This window comes from Cellulomonas sp. PhB150 (assembly GCF_003755175.1).
Classification (GTDB): domain Bacteria; phylum Actinomycetota; class Actinomycetes; order Actinomycetales; family Cellulomonadaceae; genus Cellulomonas.
In genome coordinates this window covers 77,667-102,807 of sequence record NZ_RKHX01000006.1, presented here as the reverse complement: position 1 = coordinate 102,807, position 25,141 = coordinate 77,667, and the positions used below count along the sequence as shown (strand labels likewise).

18 protein-coding genes and 1 riboswitch are annotated in these 25,141 nt (G+C 69.4%); of the genes, 8 read left to right on the top strand and 10 right to left on the bottom strand.

Features of this window, described 5'->3' with window-relative positions; translation table 11 throughout:
- Positions 1–7 precede the first annotated feature (7 nt).
- Positions 8–1,609 (top strand): PP2C family protein-serine/threonine phosphatase, encoded by a 1,602-nt coding sequence (locus tag EDF34_RS17230; protein ID WP_123372744.1) that lies wholly within the window; start codon positions 8–10, stop codon positions 1,607–1,609.
- Here the strand turns inward: EDF34_RS17230 and EDF34_RS17225 are convergent.
- The 4 genes from EDF34_RS17225 to EDF34_RS17210 form a co-directional block, all read right to left on the bottom strand.
- On the bottom strand, positions 1,606–2,268 hold the full coding sequence (locus EDF34_RS17225; protein ID WP_123372743.1) for an NUDIX domain-containing protein: 663 nt from the start codon (positions 2,266–2,268) through the stop codon (positions 1,606–1,608). The genes EDF34_RS17230 and EDF34_RS17225 overlap by 4 nt on opposite strands.
- On the bottom strand, positions 2,265–2,993 hold the full coding sequence (locus EDF34_RS17220; protein WP_123372742.1) for a GNAT family N-acetyltransferase: 729 nt from the start codon (positions 2,991–2,993) through the stop codon (positions 2,265–2,267). The genes EDF34_RS17225 and EDF34_RS17220 overlap by 4 nt, the downstream gene beginning before the upstream one ends.
- Before the next feature lie 42 nt (positions 2,994–3,035).
- Positions 3,036–4,544, bottom strand: coding sequence for an alpha-N-arabinofuranosidase (locus EDF34_RS17215; RefSeq protein ID WP_123372741.1), 1,509 nt, complete (start codon positions 4,542–4,544; stop codon positions 3,036–3,038).
- Positions 4,545–4,605: 61 nt separating this feature from the next.
- Complete coding sequence (locus EDF34_RS17210; protein ID WP_233575458.1) at positions 4,606–4,983, bottom strand: DoxX family protein; 378 nt, start codon at positions 4,981–4,983, stop codon at positions 4,606–4,608.
- Positions 4,984–5,076: 93 nt separating this feature from the next.
- On the opposite strand from EDF34_RS17210, the gene EDF34_RS17205 reads away from it, so the two are divergent.
- Both EDF34_RS17205 and EDF34_RS17200 read left to right on the top strand, forming a co-directional pair.
- Positions 5,077–5,445 (top strand): helix-turn-helix domain-containing protein, encoded by a 369-nt coding sequence (locus EDF34_RS17205; protein ID WP_123372740.1) that lies wholly within the window; start codon positions 5,077–5,079, stop codon positions 5,443–5,445.
- Between the two features lie 240 nt (positions 5,446–5,685).
- Complete coding sequence (locus EDF34_RS17200; RefSeq protein WP_123372739.1) at positions 5,686–7,359, top strand: HNH endonuclease signature motif containing protein; 1,674 nt, start codon at positions 5,686–5,688, stop codon at positions 7,357–7,359.
- A gap of 143 nt (positions 7,360–7,502) precedes the next feature.
- Here EDF34_RS17200 and EDF34_RS17585 read toward each other — a convergent pair whose 3' ends face one another.
- Positions 7,503–7,991, bottom strand: coding sequence for a hypothetical protein (locus tag EDF34_RS17585; RefSeq protein ID WP_158615117.1), 489 nt, complete (start codon positions 7,989–7,991; stop codon positions 7,503–7,505).
- 584 nt (positions 7,992–8,575) lie between these two features.
- Between EDF34_RS17585 and EDF34_RS17190 the strand changes: the two genes are divergently transcribed.
- Positions 8,576–8,878 carry a DUF427 domain-containing protein gene (locus EDF34_RS17190; protein WP_123372738.1) on the top strand — a complete coding sequence of 101 codons (303 nt, stop codon included), beginning with the start codon at positions 8,576–8,578 and terminating at the stop codon, positions 8,876–8,878.
- 3 nt (positions 8,879–8,881) lie between these two features.
- On the opposite strand, the gene EDF34_RS17185 is transcribed toward EDF34_RS17190, so the two are convergent.
- Positions 8,882–10,495: a methyl-accepting chemotaxis protein gene (locus EDF34_RS17185; protein WP_123372737.1), complete on the bottom strand. Its 1,614-nt coding sequence runs from the start codon at positions 10,493–10,495 to the stop codon at positions 8,882–8,884.
- A gap of 189 nt (positions 10,496–10,684) precedes the next feature.
- Positions 10,685–10,799: riboswitch (SAM riboswitch) on the top strand.
- A 197-nt stretch (positions 10,800–10,996) separates the two neighbouring features.
- Here EDF34_RS17185 and EDF34_RS17180 point away from each other — a divergent pair.
- The 3 genes from EDF34_RS17180 (at position 10,997) to EDF34_RS18050 (ending at position 17,121) form a co-directional block, all read left to right on the top strand.
- Positions 10,997–12,457 (top strand): dicarboxylate/amino acid:cation symporter, encoded by a 1,461-nt coding sequence (locus tag EDF34_RS17180; RefSeq protein WP_123372736.1) that lies wholly within the window; start codon positions 10,997–10,999, stop codon positions 12,455–12,457.
- 37 nt (positions 12,458–12,494) lie between these two features.
- A complete protein-coding gene (locus EDF34_RS17175; RefSeq protein WP_123372735.1) occupies positions 12,495–14,006 on the top strand; it encodes a fibronectin type III domain-containing protein in 1,512 nt (503 codons plus the stop codon).
- 1,450 nt (positions 14,007–15,456) lie between these two features.
- Positions 15,457–17,121 (top strand): Ig-like domain repeat protein, encoded by a 1,665-nt coding sequence (locus EDF34_RS18050; protein ID WP_370450096.1) that lies wholly within the window; start codon positions 15,457–15,459, stop codon positions 17,119–17,121.
- Positions 17,122–17,285: 164 nt separating this feature from the next.
- On the opposite strand, the gene EDF34_RS17460 is transcribed toward EDF34_RS18050, so the two are convergent.
- From EDF34_RS17460 to EDF34_RS17150, 4 genes are all read right to left on the bottom strand, one after another.
- On the bottom strand, positions 17,286–20,987 hold the full coding sequence (locus tag EDF34_RS17460; protein WP_148076679.1) for an NACHT domain-containing NTPase: 3,702 nt from the start codon (positions 20,985–20,987) through the stop codon (positions 17,286–17,288).
- 176 nt (positions 20,988–21,163) lie between these two features.
- Positions 21,164–23,311 carry a DEAD/DEAH box helicase gene (locus EDF34_RS17160; RefSeq protein ID WP_123372732.1) on the bottom strand — a complete coding sequence of 716 codons (2,148 nt, stop codon included), beginning with the start codon at positions 23,309–23,311 and terminating at the stop codon, positions 21,164–21,166.
- 328 nt (positions 23,312–23,639) lie between these two features.
- Positions 23,640–23,897 (bottom strand): hypothetical protein, encoded by a 258-nt coding sequence (locus tag EDF34_RS17155; protein ID WP_199737961.1) that lies wholly within the window; start codon positions 23,895–23,897, stop codon positions 23,640–23,642.
- A 194-nt stretch (positions 23,898–24,091) separates the two neighbouring features.
- Entirely contained in the window at positions 24,092–24,583 is a 492-nt protein-coding gene (locus EDF34_RS17150) for a hypothetical protein (protein ID WP_148076678.1), read from the bottom strand.
- 136 nt (positions 24,584–24,719) lie between these two features.
- Here EDF34_RS17150 and EDF34_RS17145 point away from each other — a divergent pair, with 136 nt between their 5' ends.
- A complete protein-coding gene (locus EDF34_RS17145; protein WP_123372730.1) occupies positions 24,720–25,130 on the top strand; it encodes a hypothetical protein in 411 nt (136 codons plus the stop codon).
- The last annotated feature ends 11 nt before the right edge of the window (positions 25,131–25,141 follow it).

The window sequence follows — 25,141 nt, the reverse complement described above, 5'->3', positions numbered from 1 at the left end:
TTGGCCGGTGGCGGACTGGTTCGAGGCGGCGACCGCCCAGGATGAGTGCGGTGCGCTCGCGCGTGCCGTCCGGTGGGACCTGACGCCCCTCGGTGATCCCGAGACGTGGCCGGCCGCGCTGCGCTCCGCGGTCGAGCTGTGCTTCAGCACCCGCTTCCCCGTGATGCTCGCGTGGGGACCCGAGCTCACGATGATCTACAACGACGGCTACCGGCCGATGCTCGGCACCGAGAAGCACCCCGCCGCCATGGGGTCCGCGGCGAAGGCCGTGTGGGGCGAGATCTGGGGCGACATCGAGCCCTCCTTCCGGCAGGTGCTGGAGACGGGCGTGCCGACCTGGGAGGTCGACCTGCCGCTGCGCGTCGAGCGGTCCGGGTTCGTCGAGGAGACCTCGTTCAGCTTCTCCTACAGCCCGCTGCGCGACGAGCACGGCGCGGTGGTCGGCGTCCTGGACATCGCGACCGAGACCACCGAGCAGGTCGTCTCGGCCCGTCGGCTGGCCACCCTGACGGCACTGTCGACCGCCCTCGCCGCGACGCCGGGCGGGGCCGACGACCAGGTCCGCATCGCCCTCGCCGCGCTCGATGCGAGCGTGGACGTCGCGTACGCGTGCGTCCGGCTCCGCGATGCCGAGGGCCTGCGCGTGGTCGGCCGGCACGGCGAGCCGTCCGACGACATCCCCCTCGCGGTGCTCGACGCCGTCGCCGACCGCGGTGGCACGACGATCCTCGGCTCGACCGTCGTCGCCGCGCTCAGCGACACCCGCGACGACGAGGCCGCGGGCGTCGTCGTCCTCGAGGCCTCGGCGCGGCGCCCGTTCGACGCCGGGAACCGCGAGTTCCTGCAGCTCATGGCGTCGACGATCGGCGCAGCGGTCACGGCCACGCTGCGGCGGCTGCGGGAGCTGGACGAGGTCGCGACCGTCAGCCGTGCGCTGCAGGAGGCGATGCTGCCGTCGCCCTCGTCGCTCGACGGTGCGGCGGTCCGGTACCGACCCGCCGACGGGCGCCTGTCCGTGGGCGGCGACTGGTTCGACCTCGTCGACCTGTCCGACGGTCGCCGCGGGCTCGTCGTCGGGGACTGCGTGGGCCACGGGCTCGAGGCGGCCGCCGTCATGGGCCAGCTGCGCAGCGCGGCGCGCGCCCTGCTGCTGGAGAACGGCAGCCCCGCGACGACCCTGCTCGGCCTGGACCGCTACGCGCGCACCCTCCCGGGCGCCGAGTTCACCACCGTGTTCTGCGGGGTGCTCGACCCCGCGGCCGGCACGCTCACGCACGCCACGGCCGGTCACCTGCCGCCCGCGCTGATCACCGCCGACGGCGCGGACTGGCTCCGCGAGGCACGCAGCACGCCGCTCGGCCTGACCGTCGGCGCGGGCGAGCGGCACGAGGCCGTGACCGCGGTCAGCGCCGGCGACGTGGTGCTGCTCTACACCGACGGGCTCGTCGAGCGGCGCGACTCCACCCTGCGCATCGGGCTGCAGCGCCTGCTCGACCTCGCACCTACGCTCCGCAACGGCCCGCTCGACGACGCGGTCGACGGGCTGCTCGGGCAGATGCTCACCGCGGACGTGCGCGACGACGTCGTCGTGCTGCTCTGCCGGGTCTAGGCAGGTCCGGTCCCGGCGAACGGCCCGCGCAGCGCCGCCCACTGCAGCAGCATCACCGTCTTGGCGTCGACGATCGTCGTCCCGATGCCCGCGAGCGCCTCGTCGAACCCGAGCTCGACGACCTCGATGTGCTCGCCCTCCTCCGCGATCCCCGCCCTGGTCCCGCCCGGCGTGCCCGCGTACGGCGCGGCGTAGAAGTGCAGGCGCTCGGTGACCGAGCCAGGGCTCATGTAGACGTCGAAGACGTGCTCGATCTCGCCGATCTCGACCCCGGTCTCCTCGGCGGCCTCGCGCCGGACGGCCTCCTCGGGGGCGTCGTCGTCGAGCAGGCCCGCAGCCGTCTCGAGCAGCATGCCGTCGGGGTGCTCGTTGACGTACACCGCGTAGCGGAACTGCCGCGTGAGCAGCACGGTGCGCCGGTCCGGCTCGTAGAGCAGGACGGTCGCGCCGTCGCCGCGGTCGTAGGTCTCGCGCCGCTCCGTCGTGACCGTGCCGTCGTGCTGGCGGTGCTCGTACGTGGTCGCGCGCAGGACGTACCAGTCGGCGGAGAGCAGCTCGACGTCGCGGACCACGACGTCCGGGTTGCGGTCCAGGTCTCGCCCGACGAGGTGCAGGCCGGTCCGGCCGCGGCGGTCGGGGGTCTCGGCGCCGGGGATCACGGCCGCGCCGCAGGGGTGTGGACGCTGCCGAACACGACCTGCTTGCGGATCTCGAACCCGAGCGAGCGGTAGAGCCGGATCGCGCCCTCGTTGGCGCCCGCGGCGTGCAGGATCGGCAGCTCGCCGCGCGCCCGGATGCCGTGCGCGACCGCCAGCACGAGGCGCGACGCGAGCCCTTGCCCGCGGACCGCCTCGTCGGTGCAGACCGCGCTGACCTCGGTGGCGCCGCCGGGCCGCAGCCGCTCCCCCGCCATCGCGACCAGGCGTCCCTCGCGGCGGATGCCGCGGTAGGTGCCCATGAGGTAGGTCTCGGGCGCGAACGGGCCGGGCTTGGTGCGCGCGGTGAGGTCGAGCATGTCGGGCACGTCGTCGGCACCGAGCACCTGAGACTCGTCGTCGGGCACGCCGGCGAGCCGGTCCGTCCCCACCATCTGCACGCCGGGCAGGGTCCAGCCGCGCGTCCAGCCGTCGGGGACCTCCTCGGCGCCGCCGGCGATCGGCACCTCCTGGCCCGGGCCGACGAGGGCCGCGAGGTCGGCCCACGCCTGCGGGTCCTTGACGTCGCGGAGGCCGACGAACGGCGACACCGTCGGCCGGTAGCGGCGGGCCGCGCCGGTGCCCTCGGCCAGGTGTGCGTGGAAACCGGTCAGGGAGTGCCAGGCGGGGTTGTCGAGCGCCTCGTCGATGGTGCTGATCGTCGTGTCCTCTCGGGCTGCGGCTTCCATTCGACCACAGCAACGCGGGGCGGCCCTCCGTCGATTCCCTGGTCAGGACACCATCGTGCCGTGCAGCGCGGTCCACGACTCCGCCGGCAGGGTGATCGTGGTCCGGTCGTCGTGCCGGGCTCCGCCGAGGTCGAGCGCGCGGACGTGCTCGGCCGCGACCGCCTCGGCACGCTCCGGGCCGGGGGCGGCGGGCGTGTGGTCGGCGGTGACCTGGACCCCGGCGCCCAGCGTGAGCGTCGAGCCCGGGTGGTCGAGCTCGACCTCGATGTCCTCGGTCCCGCGGTTGACCAGGAACAGCGCGACCGAGTCGCCCTCGATCGTGGCGGCTGCGGTGACGAGCGGGACCTCGCCGTGCCTCGTCGTCGCGATCGTCGGGCCGAAGACCCGGACGTCGAGCGCCTCGCCGCGCGCGAGCCGAGCGGTCGTCGCGAAGGGGTGGAACGTCGGCTGGCGCCACGCCGGGCCGCCGGGCTCCGTCATGATCGGCGCGATCACGTTGACCAGCTGCGCCAGGCACGCGAGCGGTACGCGGTCCGCGTGGTTGAGCAGCGTGACGAGCAGGTCGCCGACGACGACCGCGTCGAGCGCCGAGTAGACGTCCTCGATGATCCGCGGGGCGTCGCGCTGGACCGGCAGGTTCGTCTCGCCGGGGAAGCGCGAGAGGTACCAGACGTTCCACTCGTCGAACGAGATCGTGAGCCGCCGGTCCGACTGCTTGCGCGCCGCGACCGCGTCGGCCGAGGCGACGACACGGCGGATGAACCGGTCCGCGGCGGTGCCGGAGGCGAGGAACGAGGCCCTGTCCCCGTCGTGCTCCTGGTAGTACGCGTGCATCGAGACGTGGTCGACGACGTCCCAGGTGTGCTCGAGGACCGTCTGCTCCCACGCGCCGAAGGTCGGCATCTCCATCGACGACGAGCCGCACGCGATCAGCTCGATGCTCGGGTCGACGCGCTTCATCGCCTTGCCGGCCTCGGCGGCCAGCCGGCCGTACTCGTCGGCGCTCTTGTGCCCGATCTGCCAGGGACCGTCCATCTCGTTGCCGAGGCACCACAGCCGCACGCCGTAGGGCCGCTCGCGTCCGTTCGCGATCCGCAGGTCCGCCCAGCGGGTCCCCGCCTCGCCGTTGCAGTACTCGACGAGCGCGGCCGCGGCCTCGACCCCGCGGGTGCCGAGGTTCACCGCGAGCATGGGCTCGATGCCGCTGCGCTCCGCCCACTGGAGGAACTCGTCGGTGCCCACCGTGTTGGGCTCGACGGTCCGCCACGCGAGGTCGAGCACGGGCGGCCGGTCGGGGCCGACGCCGTCCTCCCAGACGTAGCTGGAGACGAAGTTGCCGCCCGGGTAGCGCGCCATCGTGACGCCCAGCTCGGCGGTGAGCGCGGCGACGTCCCCGCGGAACCCGTGCTCGTCGGCGCTCGGGTGGCCCGGCTCGAAGATGCCCGTGTAGACGGACCGCCCCATGTGCTCGACGAGGGTGCCGAACATCCGGCGGTCGACGGTGCCCACGCGGAAGCCGGGGTGGAGCAGGACGGTGGCGTGGCTGGTCATCGGTTCCCTTGGGGTCGGCTCGTCGTCGAGGTTCGATAACGATATCCGCCTGCCCCTCGCGTCAGAGCGTGGCGGCGCCCAGCCAGGCTGCGACCGCGGCCAGGACGGCGAGCACCACGTTCGGCACCGTCTGCGAACCCTCGCCCCGACGGACGTGCAGGGCGAGCCCGCCCAGCGGGACGACGACGAGGCCGACGGCAGCCACCACCGACAGCCACTCGGCGATCCCGGTCAGCCGCGGCAGGACGAGGCCGAGCGCGCCGAGGACCTCGAGCGTCCCGATCAGCCGCACCGTGCGCAGCCGCAGGTCACCGGTCCAGGGCCACATCGCGAGGAGCTTCTCGGCCGGCAGCACGATCTTGATCCCGCCCGATGCGAGGTACGTCAGCGCGAGCAGTCCCGCGACGATCCAGTACGCGACGGTCATCTTCACCTCCATGGTTACTCTTTGTGAGCAACCGCATCATGCGTGACCGGGAGACGGCCTACATAAGGCACACGCGTGTGCGCTACTCACAGGACGGTGACCTCCATGAACGACAGCCTGTGCGTCGTGCACGGCGAGGCCGGCCCGATGATCCGCTCCGTGCTGGACCGGATCTGCGACAAGTGGACGCTGCTCGTCGTCAGCACCCTGCAGCGCGGGCGGATGCGGTTCACCGAGCTGCAGCGCAGCATCCCGGGCGTCTCTCAGCGCATGCTCTCGCTGACCCTGCGCCATCTCGAGCGCGACGGGCTCGTCGTCCGCACCGCCTACGCCGAGGTTCCGCCGCGGGTGGAGTACGCGCTCACCGACACCGGGACGACGCTGATCGAGCCCGCGCTGGCGCTGGCGAGCTGGGCCGTGGCGAACGGGCCGACGATCGAGGCGAGCCGGTCGTCGTTCGACTCGCGCTCTTAGGTCGCCTTGCAGCACGGGCTGGCGATGACGTGCCCGGCGCTTGCGGACGCTGACGTGGCGCCGGCGAACCCTGTCAGTGCGGCCAGGGCGAGGACGATGGCGATGCTGCGCTTCTTCATGAGCTGACCTCTCGAAGGCACTGGGCCCATTCAAGGTGGCACCGATCCAGTCCCCTGTCGACCCCCGACGTATCGAACAGACGTTCGAGGTTGTGTCAGTGGTCGATGGGACGATAGGGACATGTCAGACACGGTGGTGGTCGATGCGGCGGCGCTGGTGCGCAGCGCGCTCGGTGCTGCCGACTCGTCGGAATCTGCGCCTGGTGGTGTGGTTGCGGGGTGGGTCGATGAGGACCTGCTGGCCGGGTTGGTGACGTTGGAGGCTGTGGCGCGTCAGGTAGATGCGTGGCGGGCGGCTGTGGCGGTGGAGGTCGACGAGCGCAGCACCCGGGGCCGAGACGGGCTGGCCTCGGGGCGTGGGTGCCGCAGCTCCCGTGAGCTGATGCGTCGGGTGACCGGTTCGGCGAACACCTCGGTGTCGCGGTGGTTGCGGTTGGGGCGTGCGACCCAGGAGTCGACCGGGTTGACCGGTCAGCTGGTGCCGGCGCCGTTCCCTGCCGTGGCTGCCGCGGTTGCCGCGGGGCGGATCAACACCGATGCGGCTTTGACCATCGTGGACAACCTGAACCCGGTGCGTGCGGTGGCCGGGGACGCGGATGTCGCGGTTGCGGAGGCCGAGCTGGTGGCCGCGTGCCTGGCGGACGAGCCCGGTGGTGTGCCGCCGGTGGATGCCGACTCGGTGCGGGTGCAGGCGGCGACGTGGGCGGGGTTCCTCGACCAGGACGGCACCGCCCCACCCGAGACCGACCTGGCCCGTCGCGCGTTGCGCCTGGGTGGGTTGCACCGGGGGTTGGTGCGGATCAACGGTCTGCTGCTGCCCGAGGTCGCTGCCGCCTTGTCCGCGTTCGCCGACGCCTGCACCAACCCCCGCACCCCCGACGTGACCGACCCGGCAATGGCAGGAACCGCGGGCGCCGATGCTCGCGGCGACGGCGACGGCGACGGCGACGGCGACGGCGAGGGCGATGGCGACGGCGAGGCGGTCACGTCTGGCGGCGAGGACGGCGCGGCCCTGTTCGACCTCGCAGACGACGCCGAGGACGTCGGTGACCGTGGCCCGCTCGCCTCGGACCAGATTCCGCCGGATCCGCGCACGCGGCCGCAGCTGATGCACGACGTGCTCGCGATGGCCCTCGGGGCCGCGGCACGGGTCGCCGATCAACGCTCCGTGGCGGGTAACTCCCCGACCGTGCTGATCTCGGTGCGCCAGGACGACCTGCAAGCGCGCCGCGGCACCGGCGCCACGTTCTCCGGTGACCGGTTCGGGGGCCCGCTGCCGATGTCGATGGCCGCCGTCGCCCAGCTCGCCTGCTCGGGTGCCACCCAACGCGTCGCCCTGGACGACCTCGGCGCCGTGATCGGCCTGTGGTCCCCCGAACGGTGCTTCACCGGCCACCAACGCCGCGCGATCGCCCTGCGCGACGGCGGGTGCATCATCCCCGGCTGCCACGTCCCAGCCGGCTGGTGCGAGGTCCACCACATCACCGCCCACAAGGACGACCCCGACGGCACCCACACCTCCAACGGCGCCCTGCTGTGCTGGTACCACCACCGCACCATCGAGACCTCCGGCTGGCAGCTCCGCGTCCGCAACGGCGTCCCCGAAGTCCGCGCACCCGCCTGGCTGCGATCCCTCACCCGCGCCGGACCGTTCACCCGCGACGGCACCAACAACACCGGCGACGGCGACGGCGGCGACGACGACGGGTGGCACCGAGCCACCAGCTCACCCACCCGCATCCTCGACGCCCTCGACACCGCGTACCGCAACACCCTGAGCACCCTCGCCAGCTAGCTCGCGCGAACGAGCGGTACCCGCTGAGCCTCGCCGATGCCACGGCAGCCTTGTGGCCTGAGGCCGAGCGCTGCCTGCGGTGCTCCTAGCTGAGGCAGCGCCGGGGCGGCGAGACCTTGATCGCACGCCTGCGAGTTGGTCACCTACTTCTTGTGCCAGTCGGCGCAGCCGCTGGTCTCGAACGCCTCGTCACTCGCCTTGATCGTCACGATCGCACGACCTTCCTCGTTTCCGTTCGCGATGATGTCACCCAGGTCACCGCCAGTGCCGCTGAGCCTGGCCCAGTAGCACCCCGAGTTGTCGTTGCTGATGTAGGTGCCAGCCTTGATGTCTTCCCCGACGAGATACGTCCCGTCACCTGGGATCGTGTTCTTCTCGAGAGAAGCCTCTGTCTTGTCCAGCGACTTCTCGCGCTTGTCGAGCTCCTTCTCTCTCGCATCGAGATCGGACTCGCGCTCGTCGAGAGACTTCGACTGCTTGTCGAACTCCGCCTGCTGCGCCGTCGTCGGGTCCAGGGTCACCGTCTCCGTCTCCGTCTCCGTCACCGTCGGAGCCGGTTGCGCACCCGCGTCGTCGCTCGACGTGTCGCCTCCGCCTGCGGCACCCACAGCGATTCCGATGATGAAGGCCACGGCCGCTGCGATGGTTGGAATCAGCCAACGTGGCCTGGGCTTGTCCGCCTTGATCGGGACGACAGGAGCCGTCGCGGAATCGGGAACCGGACGCACGGCGGGTTCGGCCCCCGACGGTGCACCGGTCGGGTAGAAGTCCCAGCCTTCAGGCGCGGCCGGCCATGACGGATCCGGCTTCCATCCCGGCGGCGGATGCCAGCCCTTCGGAACGGGCGGCCAGCCAGGCGGAGGGGTGAATTGGCTTCCAGACATCGCAGCGCCCCTGCGGTCATGGCAGGGCGTGCACCATCGTCCGACTCGCCCTGCCCGTGGCGTTCGATCAAAGTGTCGGGAACGCTAGGTCCGTCCCTGTTCGGACCCGAGGCCCGTCGCCCATCGCTTGCCCGAGCAATTCCGGGCGTCGGCGACATTACGCCGATCGAGCGGCACACGACACCCCTCTGCGCCATCTCGACCCGGCGGGCCGCCCATCCTGACGCGACGAAGAGAGGGCGGCACGCCGAGAGGGCCCTCAGTCCCACGAGCCCGTGCGGACTCCCGCGCCCAGGTGAACACTGGCAGCACCGAACCGGCTGGAGGACCCGATGAAGGCAGTGGTGGGCGACACGATCGTCGCCGAGGCGCCCGAGAGCGACCTGATCAAGATCGAGGGCAACTGGTACTTCCCGCCCGCGAGCGTCAACGACGAGCTCATCTCGACCAGCCCGACGCCGTACACGTGCCCGTGGAAGGGCGTGTGCCAGTACCTCAACGTCACGGTCGACGGCGAGACGCTGACCGACGTCGCGTGGCGCTACCCCGACCCGTACCCGGGCTCGTTCGAGCGCGTCGGCAAGGACTTCTCGAACTACGTGGCGTTCTGGAAGGACGTCAAGGTCGTCGAGTAGCGGCTACATCGAGAACGTCGCGACCGCGGCGGTCAGCCGCTCGGCCGTCCCGCGCAGGTCGTCCGCGGCCTGCGCGGTCTTGTCCGCGTTGGTGCGCGTCTCGCCCGCGGTGCGGGCGACGGTCGACACCGAGCGGGCGATGCTGTCCGCGCCGGAGGCGGCGTCGGTGAGCGAGCGGCCCATCTCGGCCGTTGTCGCGCTCTGCTGCTCGACGGCCGCCGCGATGGTCGCCTGGTAGTCGTTGGCCTGGGAGATGACTGCCGAGACCTCGCCGATGCCGGCCTCGGTCGCGCTCGCGTCCGCCTGGACGGCCGCGATGCTGCGGTAGATGTCGGCCGCCGCGCGCTCCGCCTCCTCCGCGAGGCTCTTGACCTCCTCGGCGACGACCGCGAAGCCCTTGCCCGCCTCGCCCGCGCGGGCCGCCTCGATCTGCGCGTTGAGCGCGAGGAGCTTGGTCTGCGCCGCGATCTGCGCGATGAGGTCGACGACCTCGCTGATCTTGGCCGACGAGCGCGCGAGGCTGCCCACCGCGCCGCTCGCCCCACCCGCGATCTCGACGGCCCGCGCGACGACCTGCGCGGCGGCCGTCGCCGACGCCGCGATCTCCCGGCTCGACTGGCCCATCTGCTCGTTGGCCGCGGCGACGGCCCCGACGTTGGCGGCGACCTGCGTGGCCGCGGCCGCCGAGCTCGTCGCGTGGTCAGCGGTCGTCTGCACCCCGCCGCGCATCTCGTCGCTGGTCGCCGACAGGTCGACGGACGCGGCCTCGACCCCGTGCGCCGACGCGACGACCTCCTGGAGGGTGGCCCGCAGTGCGAGGGTCGTCGCGTCGAGCGCACGGGACAGGTCCCCCACCTCGTCGCGGCTGTCGTCGTCGACCCGCACCGTCAGGTCACCGCCCGCGACGCGCCGCAGCGCCGCCACGCACGCGGCGAGCGGGCGCGTCACGGACCGCGTGATGCCGACACCGACCAGCCCCACGAGCAGCAGCCCGACGAGCCCGACCGTGACGATGAGCCGGCGCGCGGTGTCGGACGCGGACCGCATGTCCGCGGCCGCCTGGTCGGACCGCGCGGACAGGCTGTCCGCGAGCGCCTGGGTGTGGTCGAGCATCGTCGCCCACGTGTCGGACAGCGGCCCCTGCAGCAGGTCGTACGCGTCGTCGAGCGCCGTCGGGCTGTCGGAGCCGACGAGCGCGATCATCTGGTCGGTCTGGTCCTCGTAGGACGCGGCGTCGGCGCGCAGGTCCTGCACGGACGCCTTCTCGGCGTCGTTCAGCGCGCTCGTGTCGAACTCGGCGAGCGTGGACTTCAGCTGGCCGAGCGACTCGGTCATGCCGGCCATGTTGTCCGAGTCCGGCTGGGTGGCCGCGTCGGGCCCGATCTTCAGGACGTCCATGAAGACCCAGCCCTGCCAGCCCGACAGGTCGTTGTCGAGGTAGCGCTGCTCCTGCGCGGCGTCGGACGCTGCGCGCAGCGCCTGGTACTCGTCGAGGAGGTCGCGCTGGTGCTGGGTCGCCCAGAGCCCGACCGAGCCCACCGCGACGAGCGCGAGGATCGCGACGGTGCACAGCGTGAGCAGTCGAGCGCCGAGGCGCAGGCGGCGGAGGGCGGACATCGAGGGCTCCAGGGACGAGGCGGACGGTCTGAGCCACCCATCGGCGAACCCCCTCCCTTCGTGAGCGTTGTTCCGCCATTCGGGTGAACCCTGTCTCAGATCCTGGTCATTCGCCGAGCGATGTTGACCCTGACCTGCGGAGACCGGTAGAAATTCGTTCGAAAAGCCGACTGATATGGTCAGCAAATAGGTCACGAGTGTCTCCGCCAAGCCCCGGCTGGGAGACCGGCAACCCTCCGTCCGTGGCGGGGTGCCCCGGGTGACGACCAGGTCGTCGTGCGCCGCACGACGACAAGCACGGAGACCACGAGGAGCACCGACGTGAGGCCCGCAGGCAAGCACCGACCGAATCGATGTCGCTGCACCACCGCCTGATCGCACGTCGTCTCTCCGGCGCGAGGTCTTCTGCACCCGCGCCCGACATCCCTCAGTCCCCCGGAGGGCACCCCCTCGACCGTTGACCGGTCCCTGGGGTGACCCTCGCATGATCGGAGCACCCCCATGAACGTCTGGGACGCGACCGCACTCGCTGTCACCTTCGGCCTGTTCGCCGGCATCTTCACCCTCGCCCGCAAGCGCGTGAACTTCAGCGTGCTGACGTTCATCGGCCTGTTCCTCGGCATCGCCGTCGGCGTCGTCTTCCGCGACCACGTCGAGTACGTGCAGCCGATCGGCCGGATCTACGTCAACCTGCTGCTGACGATCGTCGCGCCCCTCGTGATCGTCTCGATCCTGTCGAGCATCACGTCGCTCGGGTCGACGGCGCAGCTCAAGACGATCGGCGGACGGTCGGTCTACTGGCTGCTCAGCCTCAACCTGGTCGCGATCTTCCTCGCGCTGGGCACGGCCCTGCTCGTCGGCCTCGGCAAGGGCGCTCACCTCGCGACGGACGTGGACACGCGGTCGCTCGACTCCATCCAGAAGCCGTTCACGGACGTGCTCATCGGCTTCTTCCCGACGAACATCGTCAAGGACATCTCCGAGAACAACATCATCCCGATCATCCTCGTGAGCATCCTCGTGGCCGTCTCCTGCTCGGTCATCGCGGACAAGGCCCCGCAGAAGGTCGCCCCGTTCAAGGCCCTCGTCGAGGCCGTGCGCGAGATCATCTACCGCGCCGTCGGCTTCGTCATCAGCCTCACCCCGTACGCGGTGCTCGCACTGACGGCCTCGTTCACCTCGACGGTCTCGGCCGACACGAGCCAGCTGTGGCCGCTGTTCACGCTGCTCGTCGTCGCGTTCGTCGTGTGCTTCGCGCACACGTACCTCGTCAACGGCGTGTTCCTGCGGACCTCGGCCAACGTGAGCCCGGTCGCCTTCTTCCGCAAGATCCTGCCCGCGCAGGTGACGGCGTTCAGCACGCAGAGCAGCGCCGGCACGCTGCCGCTCACCACGAGCCTGCTGCGCAGCCGCGTCGGCGTCCCGTCCGAGATCGCGGGCTTCACGGCCCCGCTCGGCACGACGATCGGGATGCCCGGCTGCGCCGGCATCTGGCCGATCCTGCTCGCGGTCTACGCCGTCAACGCGCTCGGCATCCCGTACGGGTTCAGCGACTACGCCGTGCTCGTCGTCCTCGGCCTGCTCGTCTCGATCGGCACCGCGGGAGTCCCCGGCACGGCGACGGTCACGGCGACGACGGTGCTCGCGGCGGCCGGCCTGCCGCTCGAGGTCGTCATCCTCACCCTGCCGATCAGCGCCCTGGCGGACATGGCCCGCACGACGAACAACGTCACCTCCGCCGCGGTCGCCGCGACCATCGTCGCCCGCAAGGAAGGGCGCCTCGACGACGCGATCTTCGACGCACCGGATGCCGACGTCACCACGCTCACCCTCACGTCCCCGGACGACGAGCCCCGCCCCGCGGACGGAGCGCAGTCCGACGACGACGCCCTGTGGGGCTCGCTCCCCGTCGGCGCCTGCGCCATCGAACCCAGCCCGCGCGAGCGCGTCGGCGCCCGCTGACCGACCGCCTGCCCACTCCCCCAGAAAGCCACTCATCGTGAACCTTCTCCCCCACCTCACCCGCAGCGTTCGCCTGGCTGCCGCGTTCGGCGTCGTCGGCGTGCTCACCGTCGGCCTCCCGATCGCCCAGGCCAGCCAGGCCCAGGCCGCGACCGTCGCCTGGGTCGACGGCGGCGACGACCAGCCGTGCCTCCAGGACGACATGGGCGCCGCGCTCACCAGCCTCGCCGAGGACAAGTTCTGCCAGCCGATCCCCAGCTGCCACGAGTACGACGGGAACAACCCGAAGTACAAGGGCCGCATCGTGCAGAGCAGCGCCAGCACGGGCATCTGGCAGGGCAACCCGGGCGACGTGCTCTACGAGGACGACCTCCCGTCGGACTACAACCTGACGACGTCGACCCCGACCAAGTCGCCGAGCCCGACGAAGGCCCCGACGCCGGTCAAGACGCCGAAGCCCACCAAGGCCCCGACCAAGACGCCCACGAAGACCCCGACGGGCACGACGACGAAGGCACCGACCCAGGGCCTGGCGATCCCGACGGACACCAAGACGACGGGCACCACGCCCACGCCCGGCACCAAGACGCCGATCAAGACGCCGACCACGACGAACGACGACCTCGGGATCGACCCCGAGGAGAAGGTGGCCGAGGGCGCCCCCACGGCGCCGGGCACCCCGACGCTCACGGTCGACGGCTCGACGATCGTCGTGACGTGGAAGCCGTCGGCGGACGTCGACCTCGACAGCGTGACCGGCTATGTCGTCCAGCTCAGCGGGGACAACCGCGCCGAGGTCGACGCCGACACCACCACGTACACGTTCTCCGACCTGCCGGACGGCAGCTACCGGGCAGCCGTCCGCGCCGTGAACACGGTCGGCGAGTCCGCGGCCTCCACGCCGTCCGAGGCGGTCACGGTCGGCACGCCGGTCGAGTCCGTGGTCGGCACGCTGACCTGGACGGGCGACGTCACGCCCGGTGCGACCGTCACGCTGGCCGGCTCGGGCTACGCGCCGAACGCCCCGCTCGACATCGAGCTGCACTCCGATCCCGTCCTGCTCACCACGGTCACCACTGACGCCGCGGGCGCCTTCAGCACGGACGTCGTCGTGCCGGCCGACGCTCCCGAGGGCGCGCACAACTTCGTCGTCGCCTACGACGGCACGGTCATCTCGCAGAGCCCCGTGACCGTCGTCGCCGCCGCTCCGGTCGCGCCGGTCACGGCCGACGAGCCCGCCGCGGCCGCCGAGCCGGCCGAGACCGTGCCGCCGATCACGGGGCTGATCATCCTCATCGCCCTCGCCGCCGCCGGCGTGCTGCTGCTGGTCACGCACTACGCGCGGGGCGGCTCGCGCCGCGCCTCGTCGTCGGCTCCCGCCGTCGCGACGCCCGCCGTGGCTGCCGGACCCGCGCCGACCGCCGTCCTGCCCCCGCTGCAGCTCAGCACTCCCAGCATCCCGGCCTTCCTCGCCGGGTCCTCGATCGCGTCCCCCGCTCGTCCCGTCTCGGAGGCCCTGCGGGCACCCGAGCCCAGCTCCGCCCGCTAGTCCCGCGCACGGCCACCTCCACCCCCTCACCCCTACGGGGCGAGAGAAAGTGATGACTGCACTCATGTCCAGCTCCCCTCTGCGGCGCAGGATCGCCGGGATCGTCGTCGCCGCCCTGGCGACCGCTCCCGTCGTCGCGCTCACCGCACCCGGTGCCAGCGCCGACCCGTCGGCTCCCGCCATCACGTCCAGCGTCGACTTCGACTACCTCGCGGACGTCTTCCCCGCCCTCGCCTCGCAGCGCGGCGAGCACGTGTTCGAGACCATCACGATCGAGCGCCTCAAGTACCTGCTGCGCTTCAAGGCCGGCAAGTACGCCGTCCTGATCGGTGACCCGAAGGACGCGAGCACCCAGGCCGAGATCGGCTCGATCAACGCGGCCGCCACGAGCATCGGCGTCAAGAAGATCTACGTCTTCAACCCGCGCATCGACGGCAACAGCCTCAACGTCTTCGACTGGAACGAGCTCGCGACGCAGCTCACCGGCGCGGGCTTGACGTACTGGCAGAACGAGGGCCCCGAGGCGACGACCGGCGGCCAGCTGATCAACCTCATCAACGGCAACAGCCCCGCCCCCGAGTTCGTCCGGACGGACGGCAAGGTGACCAGCCCGTACCTCGTCGTCCTGGACAAGGACGCCAAGGACGGCAGCGGCAACGACGACCGCGTCGTCTCCTCGCTCTCCGCGACGAAGACGGCCGCCGACCTCGACACCCCGGCCGAGCGGGCAGCGTACGAGGCGACCGTCACGCAGGTCCTGCTCGACGGCGGCACGGTCACGACGCCCGACCTGAGCGTCAACACGCAGTTCGAGTTCTACAAGGACGAGGTCAACCGCCGCCACACGGCGACGTACACCGACGCGACCAAGTACGGCGGCACCATCCTGGCCGACTCGGACGACGCGCAGGGCTGGCGCGTCCAGCAGCTCTCGTACCCCGAGACCCTCGACCTGCTGTCCAACCCGCGCTACGCGAACAGCGACGTCCCGCTGCTGTTCGGCGGCACGTGGTGCCACAACACGCGCGCGGTCATCTCGCACATCAATGCCGACGCGCAGGCCAACGGCGTGAAGACGGTCTACAACCTGGACTTCTCGCTGTTCTCGACGAGCAACGGCGGCACCAACTACGACCACATCCGCACCTCCGGCGTGCCGGGCCTGGCGCCCGACGGCAAGCTGCTGGCCCCCGGTCACCTCTACGGCGACCTGGTCAACACCTACCTGCCCAACGCCGTCGCCGAGTACGCGAAGGCCGGTGAGCCGGGCGCGAACCCGAACCAGTACTACCCGGGCGGCGACACCACGAAGGCCATCCAGACGGCCCGTCGTCTCCAGGTCCCCGCGCTCGTCACGTACAACCAGAACCACAAGGACGCGCTCGGCAACGCCGCCCCGGTCGTCGACCAGGCGATCCGCACCAACGACAACGGCACGTACACGGAGTACATGACCGAGTACTGGTACGTCGCCGGGCACGACCTGCCCAACACGCCCGACACCACGCTCAACGGCACCCTCGCCGCGGGCAGCGACCGCCTCACGAACGCGCGCGACTTCGCCACGGAGGCGCTCGACGCCTACGCCGACGTCCTCGGCTCGCTCGGCTCGACGCACTACACGAGCAGCACGGCCGTCTCGGTCGACGGTGCCTCGTCGACCGACCTGGTCCCGGGCACCACGCCGACGCTCAGCGTCACCGTCACGGCGGCCGGCTACGCGCCGTTCGTCACGTTCAACGCGAACTCGGCCAACGCGGTGCGCAACGCCGGCGTCGGCAGCCCGGCCGGCTCGGTCGTGGTCCTCGACCAGGACGGCCACCAGGTCGGCACCCCGGTCGCGCTGAAGCGGACCGGCACGCCGGTCTCGATCACGCTGCCGGCCATCACGTCGGACCAGATCGGTGACGTGTGGAAGGTCAAGTACCTCGGTCGCGGCTACTCGATCTCGTCGTCGACCACCGACCTCAAGGTCGGCAAGCAGTCGTCCGTCGCCCTGACCGGCGCCGGGTCGACGTCGGTCGGCACGGCCGTGGCCTACACGGCCACGGTGACCGAGGGCGCGACCGGCACGGTCTCGCTCGTGGGCCTGCCGGGCAGCGCCATCACGGCGCCGATCGTGGACGGCACCGCGGCACTGACCGTTCCCGCCACGGTCCCGGCCGGCACCTACACGGTCACGGCCGCCTACGCGGGTGACGGCGTCTACGCGTCGTCCGTCTCGGCGCCGGTGACCCTGACCGTGAACAAGCTGGCCTCGAAGGTCACGCTCTCCGCGGCCACGAGCAGCACCTACGGCACGGCCGTCAAGGCCACGGTCAAGGTCACCGACGCGGCGGGCGCGCCCCTCACGGGCGCCGTCACGCTGAGCGGTGCCGGCGCGGCGCTCACCGCGACGCTCACGAGCGGCCAGGCCGTCGTCACCCTCCCGGCCTCGCTCGCGGTGAAGTCGTACGCGCTCAAGGCCACCTACGCGGGGACCAGCACGTACACCTCGTCGACCTCGGCATCGCTCACCCTGACCGTCAAGAAGCTGGCCACCAAGGCCACGATCTCCTCGGTCAAGACCAGCACGTACGGCAAGGCCGTGAAGGTCACGGTCAAGGTCGCCGACGCCAACGGCAAGGCGATCACCGGCAAGGTCACGCTGACCGGCGCGGGCTCGGCCCGCACCGCGACGCTCACGAGCGCCGGCCAGGCCGTCGTCACGCTCCCGGCCTCGCTCGCGGTCAAGTCGTACGCGCTCAAGGCGACCTACGCCGGGAACGCCAATGTCGCCGGCTCGTCGGCGACCGCCGCGCTGAAGGTCACGAAGGGCAAGGTCTCCAAGGTCGCCACCAAGGTGACCAAGGCGCCGACCACCAAGAAGGGCGGCAAGGCCACGGTCAGCGTCACGGCCCCCAAGGGCCTGGCCACGGCGACCGGCACGGTCAAGGTGACCCTCGCCAGCGGCAGCCTGAAGGCGACCGAGACCTTCACGCTGAAGTCCGGCAAGGCGACGTTCACGCTCCCGAAGCTGCCGAAGGGCACGTGGAAGGTGTCGGTGAAGTACGTCGGCTCGACCACGTACGCCGCCGCCACCGGGGCGACGGTGAAGATCGTGGTGAAGAAGTAGCTCTAACCACCTGATCACTGGGGTGGTGGTGCCTGCCGCGGATGCGGCGGGCACCACCACCCTCTTTCTCGGCAAAGTCGCCCAGTGACGACGACAACGGCAACGTCTCTCGATCCCGACCTGAATCGACCAGCGCTTCAGGGCACGAAAGCACCCGACGGCCGCTATTCGAACGACCACCCCTGAGCATCCGCCACGACAGTCAGTCGCTTCGCCCGGTAACTCCGCTCGAGCACGGCGACCACACTGTCGATGACCTCGATCGGCAAGTCCGACGCGCGAGCAGCGAGCGCCCGGGCCTGCTTGGGCGTGATGGCTGCCCGCTCGCTCATCTCGAAAGGCCCCCCCGCAAACGGAACACCATGATCAGGAATTTTTTCGATCGCCTCCAGCCATGCGTCTACCCCCGGAATGCCATCCTCGAGGCGCAAAGACTGCGCCCTGGCCAACCAATCCTCATGATCCATCCACCGCGATAATTCGTCCGGTCCGGCGCCCGACGTGCATGGGACGCGATCCGCCGACACCCTAAAGCCAGCGGCGAGCGCCAACCAGTAGCGGGGCGCGTAGGCTCCCCAGGGGATTTCAGACTCGGCTCGTCGATCTGACCTGGGTCGCGAACCTCGGCCAGTCGCCCTGAGGGTACGGACGAAAGCGGCAAGTTCAAGATCGTTCAATTCGCCGAGGATTGTGATGATTTCCTCGCGCAATGCTGCGACGTTCGAAGGACTCGCCCATGCCAGAACCAGGGCAGCCCAGAACCTGCGGTCCAAAGCGTGCGCCGCATTGTCGAGTTGTGTAAGCCACCACGTCGGCCCTCCACGACGAAGGCGCGCGACCCGGGCCCGGGCACAGATAGACGCCGCAGCATCGAAAAGGCCAACGCTTGCACCCGCCGACAACGGGCGCTGCAGGCCGGCCGTCCGTACGGCAATGGACATAGCAGCCCAACAGTCTCCAAAAACCTCGCGTAGAGCATCCGCCGTTGCACCCCAGAGTTCAACGGGCTCGGCATTAAAATACACGGCATCCTCAGTCGACTGGAGGCGCTCGCCGATGTTACGCACAAACGACACGACTTCGGGGGGCGTACTATCACGCACGTACAAGCTAGCTTCGGGACGTTCGTTCCGAGATTCAAATAGGGCGGTCGGCGATAGACTCACCATCCCTAGGAAGGCGCCCAGCCACGTCGCACCTGGTGCGATTGTCTCGGTGTAGCCGTTTAGGGCGCCCTGCAGAATGCAGTCGACAATTTCCGGCGAGCCGAGCGCGGCCCGACTTTCGAAAGCCAGCAACGACAGCGCCCGCTCCAACAGTTGGTCGGCACTGGGTGCATCGCGGGAAATAAGGGAGAGAGCTTCGCTTGGCGACAAACCCTGCGTTGATCCACTGAGAGCCATTCGTCGAATGCGATTCGTCAAGTCGTGCCCTTGCGCGCCTTCGAGAGAGTTCAAGAAGTCCTTGTAGAGCAACTCACCGCCATTGGCACGCAACAGCCGAGCATATCGCGACGCCCGCACACTCCGAGGCAGTTGCGCCATGCGAGCAAAAACGCGAGCCCGCAGGGCGTCTTGTCCGCAGTCTGCGGCTAAACGCACCTCAGAGTCAGTGTAGCGATTTTGGGTTGTTAGGATATCTAAGCCCAACGGGTCCGTGATTACGTCGATCAGCTCCGCCTGGGCGTATTTTTTGTTGCTGAACACCCAGTCCTGCAATAGGGCAGATCCCACACGGCGCGCATGGATCGCCTGGGCTGGGTCGCCCGTCTTCACTAGCTCCTTAACGCTTAAAACGAGGCTACCGATCTCCCCGCTCTCGTAGGAACCCGCATAGAACCGGGTGACGTTTAGCCAGAACGGGCTCGCGGCGATTGCTTCGAACCGTTGCGCTCGATCACCTCGGGGTTGCGTATCGCGATATGTACCCACCGGTGACGTTTCGTACAGATGCCTGGCGCAAAAGAATTCTCTCAGCGGTTGCACCTCGAACTCATATAGTCCTTCGATGCGTTGAACAAGCACGAAGATCCGTTCTAATCCGCCGCTGAAGAGTTCGTCTGCAAGATCCAGCGGATGCGAGCGCTCCGACAAGTACTGCCGGGCCAAGTCCTGCAGACTGCTGGCCGATATACTCCCGGCACCTCGACTGCTTTCAGCTTGGCTTTGCAGCAACCAGGCAAGGTGTTGGATGAATCCGATTAGGACCATGCGGTGTTCCCGCACGCTCGTCGACTTTTCAGCCTCGCGCGTAAGGAAGAGTTCTACGTAGCGCCGATAAAGGTCGGTCCGTTGGTCCGGAAGCGAATGTCCCACAGAGTGAATTAGGCTCAATAGGATCGTGAGCTGCATGGGATTTTGCATCAAGTAGCGAATGTGTTCTAGTTGTCGCTTTAATGCAAGGATCTTGTTGATCGTGGATGCCTCGACGGCATCTAGTCCGCGAGCAATAGCCCATTTCTTCGAGTACTCATCAATCCTCTTGTCGTCTATGCGATCGAGCCGGAGAGTCGCAAATCCGCCCCGGCGGAAGCTCGGTGCTTTCCCGAAGATTGAAGGCCGGCTCGTCACGATAACCTGCAAATCGCCGCCTGTGGTCACCAAGCGGTTGTGTGCGTCGACGATTGTCTCGACCAGCTCGCGTCTCTGCTCAATGTCGGCGACCTCGTCCAGGCCGTCCAGAAACAACAGAACTGGCGACGATGTGAGGAGTCGAAATGTGTCATCAACACTAAATGTGAGGCCACCCGTCGTACCGGAGATCAGACTCGCCACAAATCCCTCGAGCGACAGCGGTCCGGACGCCGTCTCTGCCCGGCCGTATGGTGCGTGACCCTCGAGGTAAGAAGCAAGATCCCGCAGGTCGATTTTGATCGGGATTCTGAAGGCTGTTCTCTTGTGCGCTTCGGGTATTCTCGCCAGCCACACGGATTTATTCAAATACCGCGCTCGATGAACCTGGCAGACATACTGAGCTAGCGTCGACTTTCCCTGACCCGGGGCGCCCTCCAAAACAATGCACCTCAGATGGTCTTGGGCAGCCTGCCCCAGAAGAACCTGCGCCGCGCCGATATCCATGCCAGACAACAGATTCAGCATCGTGTGAGCGTAGAATTTCTCGTCTTGTTTCAGTTCTGCAGGCATCCATTCGAGGCCCGCAGCCCCCTCGATGAGCGATTCGAGAAACTGCTGAGGTAGTCTGGCGTGGCCGCTGCGATTGCGTTCCGCAGGATCCGTTGGAAAACCGATCGGAACGTCGATGAAAAGATCCAGCAGTTCGTTCGATAGATTGACCTGCTTGAATTTCACGAGCGAATCGGCGTCGAACTGCGAAGCGACGAACGCTCTGACGACCGAGTGGCGATGGTGATCGAGTGGGCCGAGCGGACCCTCTAAAGCAAGTTGGATGCCGTCCTCGAGTGAAAGAAGTTCAGCGTATTTTAGCTTGAGCCCCAGCGGCGCAGCGTCGATTCGCCGGTCGACGTCGTCACGCCATAAGCACATGGCGGAAATGGCAACGTTTTCGTCGAGCCAAGCCTGGACCAAGTCGATGCTGCCGCCCCCGCTGTGGGCCGTTCCGGGTGCGTTCGTAATCATCACGTAGTTTGTCGCGCCCATCACAATCAGGCGCTTAATCTTCGGCAGCTCGCCTTCCAACGCGGAAATCATCCACTTCGCGTCGGCGGGCTCTTCCTTCCGCTTAAACTTCACTTGCAAAACTGTCTTTGTCGCCGGATCCCAGCCGTCGCGACCGCCATCAGGCTGGCCAACCGGTAAACACTGGAGCGATGGGAAGTCACTTAGGAGTAGCGATTGGCACAGTTGTTGGAAGCGTTCAGGATTGCTGTTCTCATAGAGATAGCCCATTGCCTGCCGTCCGATTCCCTCTGGCTTGGCCCCAGCAGGCACCGGTTGGTATCCGTAGAGGCATTCGTTGACGACGGCAGAGTACTGCGGAACTGAAGCCTGTGGTGCCGACTTCGCTATCCCAACTCGATCGCCGATCGCGCGCCAGCTGGGCTGCAGTTGCCGATAGCCGGCCCTCAGATCACGGCGTCGGCGACCAGCGCGTCCGTCAGCAGCCCGGCAAGTGCCTCGAGCTGCACGTCCGTCGTCTCCGCGTCCTCGTTGCCGATCCCGTCCAGTGCCCGGGCCGCGAGGGCCGACTTGCTGTCGATCAGCTCGGCGATCTTGGCGTCGATGGTCTGCGCGGCGATGATCCGCCACGCGGTGACGGGCTCGGACTGCCCGATGCGGTGGATGCGGTCGATGGCCTGGGTCTGCTCGGCGTCGGTCCAGGACAGCTCGGCGAGCACCAGGTTGGACGCGACCTGCAGGTTCAGGCCCACACCGGCGGCCATCAGCGAGCAGACGGCGATCGAGACCTCGGGGTCGTCGACGAACGCCGCGATGTTCTTGTCGCGGACCTTCGTCGTCTGGTCGCCGCGGATCGAGGAGTACCGGATGCCGCGGTCGGCGAACGTCTGCTCGGCCTGGTCCAGTACGTCGATGTGCTTGGCGAAGAACACGACCTTGCCGACGTTGCGGGCCAGCTGCGCTGCGTAGTCGGCGGCGAGCCCGGCCTTGGCCTGGCCGATGCGGCGGACCATCGTGAAGACGTTCTCGCCCTTGGCCTTCGAGCTGGAGTCCTTGAGCTCGGCCGCCGCGACGCGGCGGACCAGGTCGCGGTCGATGCCCACCACGGCGGCGTCGCCGCTGAGGAAGTTGACGGCAGCCCGGTACCGCCCGACGAGTCGCGCGGCGAGCGCCTCCTCCGAGGCGCGGATCGAGCGTCCGACGGCGCCGTCGAGCTCGACGGGCAGGTCAGCCACCCGGCGGGCCGGGATGTCGGCGACCACGTCGATCTTGCGGCGGCGCACGATGCCCATGTCGATCACGGCCGCACGTGCGGCGGCGTAGAAGCCGGGGTCGGCCGGGGTGAGGCCGGTCTCCTCCAGCGCCGTCATCAGCGCGCCGAGCGGCATGGTGTCGTCGATCCAGCCGAGGTACTGCCAGATCGCCCGGAAGTCCTCGATGTCGTTGATCAGCGGCGTGCCGGTCAGGGCCATGAGCAGCGGACGGGCCGTGCGGGACCGGATCCGCTCGGACAGCGCCAGGACGTGCTGGGAGCGCTGCGACGACTTGTTCTTGATGAAGTGCGCCTCGTCGACCACCATCCCGCGGAATCCGAGGGTGCCGAGCCAGCCGACGTGCCGGTCCAGGAGCTCGTAGTTCACGATCACGACGTCGGCGAACGCGTCGACCTGGTCGCCGTCGCCGTGCACGACGGTGGAGCGACGCGACGGCGTCCACAGCCCGACCTCGTGCGCCCAGTTCGTCTTGACGACGTTCGGCACGACGACGAGCAGCGGGAACGCGTCGGCCGCCTGCGCGGCGAGCAGCGCCTGCGCGGTCTTGCCGAGGCCCGGCTCGTCGGCCAGCAGGAAGGTGCGGTGACCGCGCGCGGCGGCCTCGACGACCTGGGCCTGGTGGTTCATGAGCTCGCGGCCGAGCGGCGCGCGGCCGCCGCGGGGCTCGGGCAGGTCCATGCACGCAGGAGCGCCCGTGGCGGCGTACTCGAAGGACCGGAACAGCGGCTCGAGCAGCTCCCAGCCGGCCAGCCGACGAGGCCGCGCGGCGATCCGCTCTGCGGCAGCCTCGTAGTCGGGGGCGAGGAACGGGTTGGACAGCTGACGCGAGATGACCGACTGCGGGACGACGCGGGGCACGACCTCGGTCGACCGCACGACGGGTGCCACAGGCTCGGGTTCGTCGGGCGGCTCGATCCCGCCGGCGCGCATCACGGTCGCCTTGTAGGTGCGCGCAGCCTCGGAGATCCGGGCGTCGTCGGCCAGCAGCTCGAGCAGCGAGGTGTCGCGGGCAGCGGTCTTGGCCAGCTGCGTCGCGACGCCGTCGAGGCGCTTGAGCTGCTCGGTGCGCTTCGACGACGTAAGGGTGCTGTCGCCCATGACGCGCGCACGCTCCTCGCGGACGATCAGCGCGACGACCTGGAACTGCGTGCGGACCGCGGCGCGGGTCGGCGGCTTCCGGACGGCGTTGTCGACGTCGCGGGCGATCTCGGCGAGGACGGGGATGATCCCCTGCTCGCTCGGGCGCGCGGGAGTACGGCGGCGCTGGGCGCCAGGCTCCGTCCGGGTGCGACTGGACCCGCGCTGGCCTGCTCGTGCCACTTCTCCTCCTTCACCACCCGCACCGCGAACGCGGCACAGCGCGCTGCGTCATCGCGGCAGCGTGCTCGCGTGCACTGACCCTCGGGCCTGCGCCCATGCTGCCGATGACGTGCGTCATCCATCCGGCCACGGCCGGGTTGTACGCCGCAGTCAGCTCGCAAGGGCTCGACGGCCAGAGAACGACCGGTGGCGACCTGCGGGTCTGCGGCTCCCGACAAGACCCGTGCAGTCGATGCGTGGGGTGACCGGAACTAGCGTCAACCTACAACAACGGCCCGCCGCGCGACGTGTTCCGCGGCCCCTCGTGTCGAGACGGACCCCGAACGGTCTAGCCCGCGGGGTCCGCCTTCTTCCGGCGCCGGGGCGCCGCTGACCGGGGCGGTGTCTGACGCATGTGGTCGCGCGCGCGCCCGAGGATGTCGGCGAGCGTCTCGATGTCGGCGCGGGACAGGGCGGCGAACAGCAGGTCGTCGAGAAGTCCGACGTGCCCCGGGAAGACTGCGGCCAGGACGGGCCGCCCCTCCGCGGTGATGGTGACGTCGCGCAGCGCGTGGCGCTGAGCGAGCAGCCCTCGATCCACGAGCAAGCCGACGCCACCGGCCGCGGTGCTGACGCGGCGTGGTCAGCGTGTGGTCAGCAGCGGGCGTGGAAGTGCCGCACTTGAGGAACTACTGTCATGTATTTCTGCAGGTCAGCGCGCTGCGGGCGAACCCGGAGCGAACTCCTAGAGCGGGTGTCGGCAGTTCGAATCTGCCCAGGCGCACAGTGTGTTGCTGCGGGTCAGCGCGATGGCCCGTGCGATGTGCGGCATCGCCGTGATCGGCCCGCGGCCTCCCGGCGCCACTTGCGCCGGTACCAACCAACGCCAACCGCGGCCAACGCTGCCGCGGCCCATGGCAGCCAAAGCCCGGCATTCGTCCAGGCTGCGGTGTGCACCACATTGTTCTCGTCGTCGCCCATCGCGCCGCCGGGCTTGTAGCTCGCTCGGGTGGTGCCGCCATCGCTCGCTGAGCCGTCCAACATGACGTCGGACCTCACGAGCCGCCCGTCGTCGCTGGTCCAGGTCCCGTGCGTGGTGCACCCACCTCGCGGCCCGGGATCGCACGTGACCGTGGTCGTGTGAAACGTGCCCCAGTAGACGGGCCGGTGCTCGTCCAGCCACGAGGTCACGCCCATCGTGACGAATGCGATGAAGCAAACAGTCATGACCACGTAGAACGTGCCATGCCCGGCCGCGCGCATCGATCTTGCGGCAAGCGACCAACGGCTCATCCGCAAAGCATCGCCCATGGGTGAGGTGTTGCGGCGCCGGCGAGGATCGTGAGCGCACGTGCAGATGCTGATGGCCCTCGCTCTCACGCGGTCTTGGTGCGGGGTTTGCGTTGGACTCCCTGGCGATACTTCCACCATGGGCAAGCAGCGCCGTCAGCCGTCGTTCAGCGAGATCGTCGACGCTGTGAAGTCGTCGCCGCAGGTTGTCCCTCCTGAGCCGACCGAGCCTGGCATCTACCCCGACGGCACCGTGCTCGCACCGGACAGGCGCCGCTACGTCATGGCTACGACCGACATCTCGTCGGACTACGCCCGGGCTGCCGGCGCTGGAGGCGCGATCGCGGCCTGGGACCCGTGCGGCTGCGGGGGCTTCTGCGGGCTCACGTGGTTCGACGAGGCCGACGTCGCGAGGATGGCCGCGTCGGGGCGACCGACCATCCGACGGACGAAGCGCGCTCACGGCAGCATCTCCGAGTACCGCAGCGACGACGGCCGGATCGTGCTGCTCGTCGAGGGCGACGTTCGCTGGGGCGAGTTCTTCGCCTGACGGACCGTCGC